Below are 12,256 nucleotides of genomic sequence, written 5' to 3'. Positions count from 1 at the left end.
CTGTGCGATTCGCCCGACGATGACCGAAGGAGCGCCTATGGCCGCCAAAGACACCGACGACCAGAAACCGGAAGGCGATGACAACGAGCATACGCTCGACATGAGCCAGGCCGCGGTCAAGAAGATGATCGCCGACGCGCGCGAGCGTGGCTACATCACCTATGACCAGCTGAACCAGGTTCTGCCGCCGGAACAGGTGTCCTCGGAACAGATCGAGGATGTGATGTCGATGCTCTCCGAGATGGGCATCAACGTGATTGAGGAGGAGGAAGCCGAGGACGAGCCGTCCCAGGGCGGTGCGGTCGTCGAAACCTCGGGCTCTCGTGAGGTGGCTATCGCCAGCTCCGCCGGCGAAACGCTGGACCGGACCGATGATCCGGTGCGGATGTACCTGCGCGAAATGGGCTCGGTCGAGCTGCTGTCTCGTGAGGGCGAGATCGCCATCGCGAAGCGGATCGAGGCCGGGCGCAACACGATGATCGCCGGGCTTTGCGAAAGCCCTCTGACCTTCCAGGCAATCACGATCTGGCGCGACGAACTGCTCAACGAAGACATCCTGCTTCGCGACGTGATCGACCTCGAGGCGACTTTCGGGCGGAATCTGGACGGCGATGGCGATATCGACGAGCCGGTGATGGGTGACGTCTCGGAGTCCCAGCAGCCCAAGCGCCAGAACGCGGACGAACCGGAGCTGGACGCGGACGGCAACCCGATTGCGCGCAACGATGACGACGAGGACGAGGACGACGGCTCCAACATGTCGCTTGCCGCGATGGAAGCGACGCTGAAGCCGCGCGTGCTGGAAACGCTGGAAATCATCGCGCGCGACTACGCCAAGCTGGCCGACATGCAGGACCAGCGCATGTCCGCGACGTTGAACGAGGACGACACCTTCTCGCTTTCGGACGAGGCCGCCTATCAGAAGCTGCGCTCCGAGATTGTGCTGCTGGTGAACGAACTGCACCTGCACAACAACCGCATCGAGGCGCTGATCGACCAGCTCTACGGCATCAACCGCAAGATCATGCAGATCGACTCGAACATGGTGAAGCTGGCGGACGCCGCCCGCATCAACCGGCGCGAATTCATCGACGAATACCGCGGCTACGAGCTGGACCCGACCTGGGTCGACCGCATGGCGGAAAAGTCGGGTCGCGGCTGGCAGACGCTGCTGGAAAGAAGCCAGGGCAAGGTGGAAGACCTGCGCGCAGAGATGGCGCAGGTCGGCCAGTATGTCGGCGTCGACATCCAGGAGTTCCGCCGCATCGTCAGCCAGGTCCAGAAGGGTGAAAAGGAAGCCCGTCAGGCAAAGAAGGAAATGGTGGAAGCGAACCTTCGCCTCGTTATCTCCATCGCCAAGAAATACACGAACCGCGGCCTGCAATTCCTTGATCTCATTCAGGAAGGGAACATCGGCCTGATGAAGGCGGTGGACAAGTTCGAATACCGCCGCGGCTACAAGTTTTCCACTTATGCAACATGGTGGATCCGTCAGGCGATCACCCGCTCGATTGCCGACCAGGCCCGCACGATCCGCATCCCGGTCCACATGATCGAGACGATCAACAAGCTGGTCCGCACCGGCCGCCAGATGCTGCACGAGATCGGCCGCGAACCGACGCCCGAGGAACTGGCCGAAAAGCTCCAGATGCCGCTGGAGAAAGTCCGCAAGGTGATGAAGATCGCGAAGGAGCCGATCAGCCTCGAAACGCCCATCGGCGACGAGGAGGACAGCCAGCTTGGCGACTTCATCGAGGACAAGAACGCGATCCTGCCGCTGGACAGCGCCATCCAGGAAAACCTGAAGGAAACGACGACGCGGGTCCTGGCCTCGCTGACCCCGCGCGAGGAGCGGGTTCTGCGGATGCGTTTCGGCATCGGCATGAACACCGATCACACGCTCGAAGAGGTGGGCCAGCAGTTCTCCGTCACCCGCGAACGCATCCGCCAGATCGAAGCAAAGGCGCTCAGGAAGCTGAAGCATCCGAGCCGCAGCCGCAAGCTGAGGAGCTTCCTGGATCAGTGAAAGCCCATCGGGGTCGCATGGGGGTCAACGCATGACGACATCGCCAGATGAGGAGATGATCCGGGTGCTGAAGGATCGCTTCGCGATGAACCAGCAGCGACACCCCGGACTGGCCTGGCCCGAGGTGGAGGCGCGGCTGCGCGGCAACCCGGACAAATGCCGCGTTCTCGAAGAGATGGAACGCACCGGGGGCGAGCCGGATGTCGTCGGGCGCGCCGGATCGGACGGGGCGCTGGTCTTCGTCGACTGCGCCGCCGAAAGCCCCGCGGGGCGCCGCAGCCTCTGCTACGACCGCAAGGCGCTGGATGCGCGCAGGGCCAACAAGCCCCGGGGTGCCGCGCTCGAACTGGCCGCGGCACTGGGCGCCGAGTTGCTGACCGAGTCGCAGTATCGCGCCCTGCAGGATCTCGGGGAGTTCGATCGCAAGACATCGAGTTGGATCCAGACCCCGTCCGCGATCCGGGATCGCGGCGGCGCACTGTTCTGCGACCGGCGCTATGGCGCCGTGTTCACCTATCACAACGGCGCGGACTCCTATTACGCATCACGCGGGTTTCGTACCCGGCTGGTGGTGTGAAGGGCCGCGACCAGGCGTTCGGGCCGGCCGCGACGCGACCGCAGTACGGTTCGCGCACATCCACCGATACCCGGATCATGCGGCCCGGATCATGCAGCCCGGTCCGGCACCTCTGGCCGGGGCCCGGCTCACACGCGGCGCAAAGCCCCGCACACGGCTTTCGGACTCGGATTTCTCGCCGGCCCCGCGACGGCGCCGCTTGGATTGTCCGCATCGCGGGCTTATCTTGGGACCAGACCAACCGAAAGGCCTACCAATGCGCCCCTTGGCTTTCCTTCTCGCCCTGACCCTGGCCGCCCCGGTCCATGCCTTCACCGCCCAGAACGGCCTTGTCGTCGAGCCGGATGGCGATGGTTTCGTGGTTTCATGGCGCGGTTTGGCGGGGCCCGACAGCTTCTGGTGCGCTGCGGGTGATTACGCGATCCGTGCGCTGCGCCTGAACCCGACGCAGATCGTTTACCGCGCCTCGCCGCCGAAGCGGAAGGCGGGTGAGCCCGTGCGATTTACCCTTGATCCGTCCCAATCTGCGGCGAAGACGGGGCTTTTCGTTCTGGGCGCGCGCGGCGGTGGCATCACTGCCGGGCATGCCCAAGGTTTGTGCGAAAACCGGCGTCCCAGGAATTCATCGGATCGGGGCGCCGACTGATCGTGTACTGCCCGGCTATGAAGGACAGGGCCGCCGTTTCCGGCGGCCCTTCCTTTGCTCTCAAGCGGCCGTGACACGCACGGCGGCGAACTTGAACTCCGGGATCTTGCCGTAAGGGTCCAGCTGTGGGTTGGTCAGGATGTTGGCCGCCGCCTCGACATAGGCGAAGGGGACAAACACCATGTCCTCGGCGATGGCGCGGTCGGCGCGCGCCATGATCTCGATCTCGCCGCGCCGGGTCGCAAGCTTGACCCGGCCGCCCGGTTCCACGCCCAGACGCTTCAGCGTGTCGGGATGGAGCGAGCAGTTCGCCTCTGGTTCGACGGAGTCCAAGACCTTGGATCGACGGGTCATCGATCCGGTATGCCAATGCTCAAGCTGACGGCCGGTGGTCATGATCATAGGATAATCGGCATCGGGCAACTCTGCCGGAGAAATGACCGAGGCCGGTGTGAACTTCGCGCGGCCGCCCGCACGCGGGAACCCGGTTCCGAAGACGATCGGCTGGCCGGGATCTTCCGGCGAAAGTGACGGATAGGTCACAGCGCCTTCCCTTTCCAGGCGTTCCCAGGTGATGTTGTCCAGCGACTTCATCGTCTTCTTCATCTCGGCGAAGACCTCGGACGGGTGGGTATAGGTCCAGCCCAGTCCGATCCGGTTCGCCAGGTCCACGGTGATAACCCAATCCTCGCGCGCCTCACCCGGAGGCGTGACCGCCGCGCGTCCGATCTGGACCTGACGGTTGGTGTTCGTGACCGTGCCGTTCTTTTCGTAGAACGCCGCGGCGGGCAGGATTACGTCGGCATAGTTCGCAGTTTCCGTCAGGAAGATGTCCTGCACCACAAGGTGTTCCAGCATCGCCAGCGCTTCGCGCGCGTGGTTCAGATCCGGGTCCGACATCGCCGGGTTTTCGCCCAGGATGTACATGCCCTTGATGTCGCCATGGTGGACGGCATCGAGGATCTCGGTCACGGTCAGACCCTTTTCGTTCGAGAAGTCGTCCGAACCCCAGACGCCCGTGAACTTGGAGCGGATCGAGTCGTCGGTGACGGTCTGGTAATCCGGCAGGAACATCGGGATCAGGCCCGCGTCCGAGGCGCCCTGAACGTTGTTCTGGCCGCGCAACGGGTGAAGGCCGGCGCCGGGACGGCCGACATGGCCGCACATCAGCGCGAGCGAGATGAGGCAGCGGGAGTTGTCGGTGCCGTGGATGTGCTGCGACACGCCCATGCCCCAGAAGATCATGCCGGCCTTTGCCGTGGCGAAGTCGCGGGCAACCTGACGCAGCTGCTCTGCCGGGATGCCGCAGATCGACTCCATCTTCTCGGGCGTAAAGTTTGCCAGATGCGCCTTCTCGGCTTCCCAGTTCTCGGTATAGGCCTCGATATACTGGCGGTCGTAAAGCTCTTCCTCGACGATCACGTTCATGATCGCGTTCAGCATCGAGACGTCGGCGCCGGGACGGAACTTCAGCATGTGCGTCGCGAAGCGGCGCAGACCCACGCCGCGCGGATCCATGACGATCAGCTTGCCGCCGCGCTTGGTGAACTGCTTGAAGTAGGTCGCGGCGACGGGGTGGTTTTCAATCGGGTTGCAGCCGATAACTATGGCGACGTCGGCGTTCTCGATCTCGTTGAAGGTCGCGGAAACGGCGCCCGAGCCGACGTTTTCAAGAAGTGCCGCCACCGAAGAGGCGTGGCAAAGCCGGGTGCAGTGGTCGACGTTGTTGTGACCGAAGCCCTGGCGGATGAACTTCTGGAACAGATAGGCCTCTTCGTTCGAACACTTGGCCGACCCGAAGCCCGCCACCGCGCGACCGCCGTTCTGGTCCGCAAGGCGCTTGAGGCCGCCGGCGGCGAAGTCCAATGCTTCTTCCCAGCTGGCTTCGCGGAAATGCGCCTGCCAATTCGCCGGATCGACGTTCAGGCCCTTTGCCGGGGCGTCTTCACGCCGGATCAGCGGCTTGGTCAGGCGGTGCGGGTGGTGGATGTAGTCGAAGCCGAAGCGGCCCTTGACGCAAAGGCGGCCTTCGTTCGCGGGGCCGTTGATACCCTCGACATACTTGACCTTGCCGTCCTTCACCTTCAGCGACACCTGGCATCCGACGCCGCAGAACGGGCAGACCGAAGTGGTTTCGCTATCGAAATCGGCGCTGTCGCCCAGCTGTTCGGCGTCGACGACCGTGGCGGGCATCAGCGCGCCGGTCGGGCAGGCCTGCACGCATTCGCCGCAGGCCACGCAGGTCGATTGCCCCATCGGATCGGCCATGTCGAAGATCGGGTAGGCGTCGTGGCCGCGGCCCGCCATGCCGATCACGTCGTTGACCTGCACCTCGCGGCATGCGCGCACGCAAAGCCCGCACTGGATGCAGGCGTCAAGATTGACACGCATGGCGACGTGGCTGTCGTCCAGAAGCGGGATCCGCTCGCGCTCCAGCTTGGGGAAGCGGCTTTCGGACACGCCGTTGGCTACGGCCATGTCCCAAAGGTGGGAGGACTTGTCATGCGCCTTGGCCTGCTCCGGCTGGTCGGCCAGAAGCAGTTCCATAACCATCTCGCGCGATTTCTTTGCCCGCTCGGTGTCGGTCTTGACGACCATGCCGTTCGAGGGGTTGCGGCAGCACGAGGCGGCCAGCACCCGTTCGCCTTCCACCTCGACCACGCAAGCGCGGCAGTTGCCGTCCGGGCGGTAGCCGTTCTGGTCCTTGTGACACAGGTGCGGGATGGTCGTGCCTTCCCGCTTGGCCACTTCCCAGATCGTCTCTTCGGGGGCGGCGGTGACTTCGCGGCCGTCGAGGGTGAACTTGATCATGTCGGTCATGTCAGACTTCTTCCGGGAAATGTTTCATGGTCAGGCGGATCGGGTTCGGCGCGGCCTGGCCCAGGCCGCAGATCGAAGCATCGCCCATCACCTGGCAAAGGTCCTCAAGCAGGTCGCGATCCCAGCGGTCCGCCTGCATCAGCTTGACCGCCTTTTCACAACCGACGCGGCAAGGCGTGCACTGGCCGCAGGATTCGGATTCGAAGAACCGCAGCATGTTGAGCGCCGCCTGTTTTGCGCTGTCCTTGTCGGACAGCAAGACAACCGCGGCCGATCCGATGAAGGTGCCGTGCGGCTGGAGCGTGTCAAAGTCCAGCGGCACGTCGTGCATCGAGGCGGGAAGAAGGCCCGAGGACGGCCCGCCCGGCTGGTATGCCTTGAACGAGTGCCCTTCGGCCATGCCGCCGCAGGCTTCGATGATGTCGGTGATCGTTGAGCCCGCCGGAAGCAGGTATACGCCGGGTTTCGCCACGCGGCCCGAGACCGAGTAGGAACGCAGCCCCTTGCGGCCGTTCTTTTCGGTCGAAGACAGGATCTCGGGTCCTTCGCGTAGGACGCGCGCGACCCAGTGCAGCGTCTCGACGTTGTGGACCAAGGTCGGACGGTCGAAGATGCCGACCGCGGCGACGTAGGGCGGGCGCAGGCGCGGGATGCCGCGCTTGCCCTCGATCGACTCGATCATCGCGCTTTCCTCGCCGCAGATGTAGGCGCCCGCGCCACGGCGCAGTTCGACCTCGCCGGGCAGGACGATCCCCGCCTCCTCGAGCGCGGCGATTTCGCGCCGCAGGATCTCGAGCACCGCAGGATATTCGTCGCGCATGTAGATGAAGCACTTCTCGGCCTCGACCGCCCAGGCGGCGATCAGCATGCCCTCAAGCATCAGGTGCGGCGTGCGTTCAAGATAGTAGCGGTCCTTGAACGTCCCCGGTTCGCCTTCGTCACCGTTCACCGCAAGGTAGCGCAGGCCCGGATTGGCGCGGACGAATTCCCATTTCCGGCCGGACGGGAAGCCCGCCCCGCCAAGGCCCCTGAGACCAGAGGCCGCCACCTGTCCCTGCACCGCCTTCCAGTCGCCGGACTTGCGCAGTTCGGACAGCTTTTCGTAGCCGCCGGCGGCGCGGTAGGCCTCGAAGGTTTCGTAGGCCGGGATCTCGGGGTGGAAGTGGCCTTCGCTCAGCGCGGCCTCGACCTTTTCGGGGGTCGCGTGGTCAATGTGCAGGTGGCCGATTTCCAGAACCGGGGCGGTGTCGCAGCGGCCCATGCAGGGCGCGCGCAGCACGCGGATCTTCTTGGGGTCCATGCCCGCTTCCAGCGCCGAGATCAGCGCCTCTGACCCGGCCAGCTCGCACGACAGCGACTCGCACACGCGGATGGTCAGGTCGGGGGGCGGGGCTTCGCCTTCGCGCACGGGATCGAAATGGGCGTAGAAGGTCGCGACTTCCCAGATCTCGGCCATGCCGGTTCCCAGTTCCTCCGCCAGGGCGCGCAGGTGGGGCGCCGACAGACACCCGTAGGTATCCTGGATGCGGTGCAGATACTCGATCAGCAGATCGCGCCGCCGGGGCGCTTCACCCAGAAGCACGCGGACCTCGGCCCAGGCCTGGTCTTCCAGCTGCCGCCCCTTCGGGGTCTTGCGGCCACGCCCCTTGCCGGATTTCCAGATTCCGTTCTTGTCGTCCAGTGCCATGACCTTCTTCCGTTCGTTTCCACGCCCGTCAGGGCTACTTTCCGTTCGCGCCCTAGTGTCAAAGCGCTTGGGCCAGATCAATTCGGTATTTCCGTTGCCCGATAGGGATTCCTAATCGTAATGGGCAATTTCCAGTGAATTATCTTCTCATGGCCCCTATAAGATCAATGGACAGGATGCGTCGCTTTGCATATCTCCTGCGCCATGAACTGGGATCAGGAAATCGACGCGACGGGTCTGCTGTGCCCCCTGCCGGTGCTGAAGGCGCGCAAGCGCCTTGCGGGCATGGCGCCGGGCGCGGTTCTGCGCCTTGTGTCCACCGATCCCGCCGCCGTGGTCGATGTTCCACACTTCTGCGCCCAATCCGGGCACGAACTTGTCAGCACATCCTCGGAAGGCGCCGCCCAAGTCTACCTGATCCGCCGCACCTGACAAGCGCCGCAGGACAGCGGCGCGCGCTACAGGCCAAATCCCGCGAACGGAAGGTATCGGACCGCATGTCCCGGCGCGAATTCCGCGGCGCCATCGGGAAGCTCGACCAGTCCTGTCGCCCAGCTCAGGCCGCTGATCCGACCCGACCCTTCCGATGCGAAGACCTCGGCGCGCCCTTCCGCGTTCAGCCGCGCGCGCAGATATTCGCGCCGCCCCGCCTTCTTGCGCTTCGAAAAGGCGGCGGGAACGGTGAAGGCCAGCGGGGCGGACCAGCCCGCGCCAGACATGGCGTCCAGCGCCGGACGTGCAAAGATCAGCGCGCAGACGAAGGCCGCTACCGGGTTTCCGGGCAGTCCGAAGACCGGCACGCCCTTCCACAGCGCAAGCGCCAACGGTCGGCCCGGCTTCATCGCGATGCGCCAGCAGGACAATTGGCCATGGCGGCCAAGCAGGGCGGACACGTGATCCTCATCCCCCGCAGATGCCCCGCCCGAGGTCAGGATCACGTCCGCCTCGGCGGCACCGCGATCGAGTCGGGCGGCGATGAGGTCGGGACTGTCGTTCGCATGGCCCAGATCGACGGGAACGCAGCCCCAGGCCGCGGCCAGCGCCAGCAGCATCGGCCTGTTGGCATCGAAGATCTGGTGCGGCGCGGCAGACTGGGCCGGGTCGCCCACGATCTCGTCCCCTGTCGACAGGACGGCGACGCGCAAAGGGCGATAGACCTCGACCGTTGCGACCCCAAGCGCCGAGAGAAGGGCGAGATCGGCCGGGGTCAGCCGCCGTCCGGCGGGCAGCGCCCGCGCGCCCGCAGTCACGTCCTCGCCGGCGTTTCGGGTGTTGGCGCCGTGCCGCACCGGTCCGTCGAAGGCAAGAGTCGCCCCGTCCGTCGCGCAGTCTTCCTCAAGCACGACGGTATCGACACCATCGGGCAGGATCGCGCCGGTCAGGATACGCACGGCGTGGCCGGGCGGGACCGCGCCTGCAAAAGGCTGCCCCGCAGCGGCGCGGCCAGAAACCAGAGGAAGGCGCTGAACGCCCTCGCCCGTGGATGTGTGGGCGAAGCCGTACCCGTCCACGGCGGAATTGGGCGCGGGCGGATTCGCGCGGCGGGCCACGGCGTCGGTGGCAAGAACCCGCCCCGCGGCCTTCGCGGTCGCCACGGTTTCGGTCGCGACCACCGGGTTCAGAACGCCGCGCAACCGCTCCAGCGCCTCTTCCACCGGGACCCAGGAAACGCCCTGCGGCATCGCGAAGCAATCGTTGCGCAGACGCGGCGGGGTCAGTTCGTCACTCATGTCTGCCTCCGAAGGCGCTGTGCAGGTCGGTGTCCGCCCCGGCCCTGGGGCGTGGCGCAGCCGAAGAAGGTCACAGGCCGACCTCTTTCAAGATGAAATCCGCGATCCCCGACGTGTCGTCCAGGTCGAGCACGGGGACGGTCAATCCGCCAGGCGCGCAGTTCGACGCCACCGCCCGGATCGTCGTGTTGCCCGGCGCGATCAGCGGGCGACCGGTTTCGGTGCGGTGCGCCTCGATCTTCGGATGGGCCTCGCGCTTGTACCCTTCGATCAAGACCAGATCGGCGGGGGAAAGCCGGGCTAGCAGCTCTGCCAGTGGCGGCTCGGCCGCGCCGCGAAGTTCGTGCATAAGGGCCCACCGGCCCGGAGAGGCGACGATCACCTCTTGCGCGCCGGCTTCCCGGTGGCGAAAGCTGTCGCGGCCGGGATGGTCGACGTCGCTGGCGTGATGCGCGTGCTTGATGGTCGACACGACAAGTCCGCGCCGGGTCATCTCTTCGACAAGCCGCACCATCAGATGCGTCTTGCCCGAATTCTTCCAGCCTGTGACGCCATAGATATTCATCCGATCAGCCTTTCGGCGATCTCGATATCCTCGGGCGTGTTGATGTTGAAGAACGGATCGAACGGGTCGGATGCGAATTCGGCGGACCCTGCGGCGTGCCGTTCGGTCCAGAGCACGATCTTGCGCAAACCGCCCTCAAGCGCGGAGCGCAGATCGTTCCGCAGCGCGACCGGCCAGAGGCCGAAGGTCGGATGCTGCCACAGCTTGCCCGTCCCGTCCCGGCTGGCCGCAAGCGCGAGCCCCGAAGGCCCGGCAGCGGCGCGAAGCTGCGCTACAAGATCCTCGGGGAAAAAGGGCGTGTCGGCGGCCACCGTCACGATCGCGTCCGCGCCGATCGCCGCCGACCAATCCAGCCCCGCCAGAACACCGGCCAGCGGTCCCGGATGATCCGGCAGGCTGTCTGCAAGAACCGGCAGGCCGAACTCGGCGAAGCGGGACGGGTCGCCGTTCGCATTGATCGCTAACGGTGCGCATTGGGGCGAAAGGCGGTCGATCACGCGGTCCAGCAACCGACGCCCGGCGACGCTGCGCAGGCCCTTGTCGCCGCCGCCCATGCGGGTTGCGCGCCCACCTGCCAGGATGACCCCGGGCACCGTCATTCTGCCGTTTCCCCGCTTGCCGACGCGGAGTAGCCCCCGCGGTCGTCATGATCGGCACCCTTGCGGCGATGCTTGCGGCCTTCGTCCGGTACGGACGCGGGGTCGGCGTCGCGCAACAACCGATCCTCGCCCGAAAGGCAGACGAAGCGTTGCCCCCGCATCCGGCCGATCAGCGTAAGGCCCACTTGCTGCGCGATTTCCACGCCCCAGGCGGTGAAGCCCGACCGGGACGCCAGGACGGGAATGCCCATCAGCGCGGTCTTGATCACCATCTCCGAGGTCAGACGCCCCGTCGTGTACAGGATCTTGTCCGCCGCAGGGACTTGGTGCCGGAACATGAAACCGGCGATCTTGTCGACGGCGTTGTGCCGGCCCACGTCCTCCATGTAGACCAACGGCTGGTCGGCCTGGCACAGAACGGTGCCATGGATGGCGCCCGCCTCGAGGTACAGCGAAGGCGTCGTGTTGATCTGGTGGGCAAGCGCGTAAAGCCAGCTTGTCCGCACCTCTGAGCGGGGAAGGAGCAGGCCCTCAAGGCCCTCCATCATGTCGCCAAAGACGGTCCCGACCGCGCAGCCGGATGTGCGGGTCTTCTTCTTCACCTTCTCTTCGTAGGACGTGACCCTTTCGGTCCGCACCACGACCGTTTCGATCTCGTCATCGAAATCGACGGCAGTTACCCGGTCGTCGGGACGCAACATTCCCTGGTTCCGCAGGAAGCCAAGCGCCAGGTATTCGGGATAGTCCCCGATCGTCATCGCCGTGACGATTTCCTGAGAGTTCAGGTAGATCGTCAGGGGGCGTTCTTCGACCACCGATATCTCGACCGCGGCGCCGGTCTGATCGGTGCCGGTCACGCGCCTCGTCAGGCGGGGATCGGACAGGTTGGGAAGGATCGGCAGGTCGGGCGTCATGGGGTGTTTCCTCTGTGCCGGGCATCTTGTAATGAGGTTCGGGCAGGTGCAAGGCCCCGGATTTCGCGGGGCAGGGGGCGGCGATGCTTGGCTTTATCGTATCCAGGGGGCGGGGCGAGGCCGATCTGCTTCTGGCCGATGTCGCTGATCGGCTGATGTCCGACGGCTGCAAGCTGGCCGGCGCGGTGCAGGTCAACGTCGAGACGCGCGATGGGCGCCCCTGCGAAATGGACCTGCATGTTCTGGCCTTGGACAAGGTCATCCGCATCAGCCAGAACCTTGGTGCGCTTGCCAAGGGGTGCCGGCTTGATCCCGCCGCGCTTGAGTCTGTGGTGGGCCATGTGGAGCGCGCCCTGGACCGCGGCCCGCAACTGCTGATCGTGAACAAGTTCGGCAAGCAGGAACTGGACGGGCGCGGCTTTCGCCCGCTGATCGGACGTGCGCTGGCCGATGGCGTCCCGGTGCTTTGCGCCGTGAACAGCGATAACGCCGCCAAGTTCGCCGAGTTTGCCGCCGGGATGGAAAGGGAACTGCCATCCGAAGCGGACGCGGTTCTTGGCTGGTGCAAGGCCGCGATGGCGCGCTGACGGGCGCGATCAGGTTTGACGTGGACAATTTGTCCGTGTCGCGCCGCATTAACCCCCAATTTGTCCGTTCTTGAGCGCGTTTGCGCAAGTTATTCAGACCTAGAT

General features: G+C 65.4%; 11 protein-coding genes. 5 read left to right on the top strand and 6 right to left on the bottom strand.

Annotated features, from left to right (window positions below; all coding sequences use genetic code 11):
• Positions 1-37 precede the first annotated feature (37 nt).
• The 3 genes from rpoD to OEW28_RS11485 all read left to right on the top strand — a co-directional run bounded on the left by rpoD (position 38) and on the right by OEW28_RS11485 (position 3,249).
• Positions 38-2,026 carry an RNA polymerase sigma factor RpoD gene (gene rpoD, locus OEW28_RS11495; protein ID WP_263734901.1) on the top strand — a complete coding sequence of 663 codons (1,989 nt, stop codon included), beginning with the start codon at positions 38-40 and terminating at the stop codon, positions 2,024-2,026.
• A 31-nt stretch (positions 2,027-2,057) separates the two neighbouring features.
• Positions 2,058-2,603, top strand: a complete 546-nt coding sequence (locus OEW28_RS11490) for a DUF4256 domain-containing protein (RefSeq protein ID WP_263734900.1) — start codon at positions 2,058-2,060, stop codon at positions 2,601-2,603.
• 256 nt (positions 2,604-2,859) lie between these two features.
• Positions 2,860-3,249, top strand: coding sequence for a hypothetical protein (locus OEW28_RS11485; RefSeq protein WP_263734899.1), 390 nt, complete (start codon positions 2,860-2,862; stop codon positions 3,247-3,249).
• A gap of 60 nt (positions 3,250-3,309) precedes the next feature.
• Here OEW28_RS11485 and fdhF read toward each other — a convergent pair whose 3' ends face one another.
• Both fdhF and OEW28_RS11475 read right to left on the bottom strand, forming a co-directional pair.
• Positions 3,310-6,069, bottom strand: a complete 2,760-nt coding sequence (fdhF, locus tag OEW28_RS11480) for a formate dehydrogenase subunit alpha (RefSeq protein ID WP_263734898.1) — start codon at positions 6,067-6,069, stop codon at positions 3,310-3,312.
• A 1-nt stretch (position 6,070) separates the two neighbouring features.
• Entirely contained in the window at positions 6,071-7,756 is a 1,686-nt protein-coding gene (locus tag OEW28_RS11475) for an NAD(P)H-dependent oxidoreductase subunit E (protein WP_263734896.1), read from the bottom strand.
• 204 nt (positions 7,757-7,960) lie between these two features.
• On the opposite strand from OEW28_RS11475, the gene OEW28_RS11470 reads away from it, so the two are divergent.
• Positions 7,961-8,188, top strand: coding sequence for a sulfurtransferase TusA family protein (locus OEW28_RS11470; protein WP_263734895.1), 228 nt, complete (start codon positions 7,961-7,963; stop codon positions 8,186-8,188).
• A 26-nt stretch (positions 8,189-8,214) separates the two neighbouring features.
• Here OEW28_RS11470 and OEW28_RS11465 read toward each other — a convergent pair whose 3' ends face one another.
• The 4 genes from OEW28_RS11465 to OEW28_RS11450 form a co-directional block, all read right to left on the bottom strand.
• Positions 8,215-9,486 carry a molybdopterin-binding protein gene (locus OEW28_RS11465; protein WP_263734894.1) on the bottom strand — a complete coding sequence of 424 codons (1,272 nt, stop codon included), beginning with the start codon at positions 9,484-9,486 and terminating at the stop codon, positions 8,215-8,217.
• A 70-nt stretch (positions 9,487-9,556) separates the two neighbouring features.
• Positions 9,557-10,051: a molybdopterin-guanine dinucleotide biosynthesis protein B gene (mobB, locus tag OEW28_RS11460; protein ID WP_263734893.1), complete on the bottom strand. Its 495-nt coding sequence runs from the start codon at positions 10,049-10,051 to the stop codon at positions 9,557-9,559.
• A complete protein-coding gene (mobA, locus tag OEW28_RS11455; protein ID WP_263734892.1) occupies positions 10,048-10,650 on the bottom strand; it encodes a molybdenum cofactor guanylyltransferase MobA in 603 nt (200 codons plus the stop codon). The genes mobB and mobA overlap by 4 nt, the downstream gene beginning before the upstream one ends.
• A complete protein-coding gene (locus tag OEW28_RS11450) occupies positions 10,647-11,564 on the bottom strand; it encodes a formate dehydrogenase accessory sulfurtransferase FdhD (protein WP_263734891.1) in 918 nt (305 codons plus the stop codon). Before OEW28_RS11450 ends, mobA begins: the two co-directional genes overlap by 4 nt.
• Before the next feature lie 83 nt (positions 11,565-11,647).
• Between OEW28_RS11450 and OEW28_RS11445 the strand changes: the two genes are divergently transcribed.
• A complete protein-coding gene (locus tag OEW28_RS11445) occupies positions 11,648-12,151 on the top strand; it encodes a DUF2478 domain-containing protein (protein ID WP_263734890.1) in 504 nt (167 codons plus the stop codon).
• Positions 12,152-12,256 lie beyond the last annotated feature (105 nt).

This window comes from Albidovulum marisflavi, from assembly GCF_025751435.1.
GTDB classification, from domain to species: Bacteria; Pseudomonadota; Alphaproteobacteria; order Rhodobacterales; family Rhodobacteraceae; genus Albidovulum; species Albidovulum marisflavi.
The sequence above is the reverse complement of the archived record's forward strand: the minus strand, read 5'-3'. Positions and strand labels throughout refer to the sequence as shown.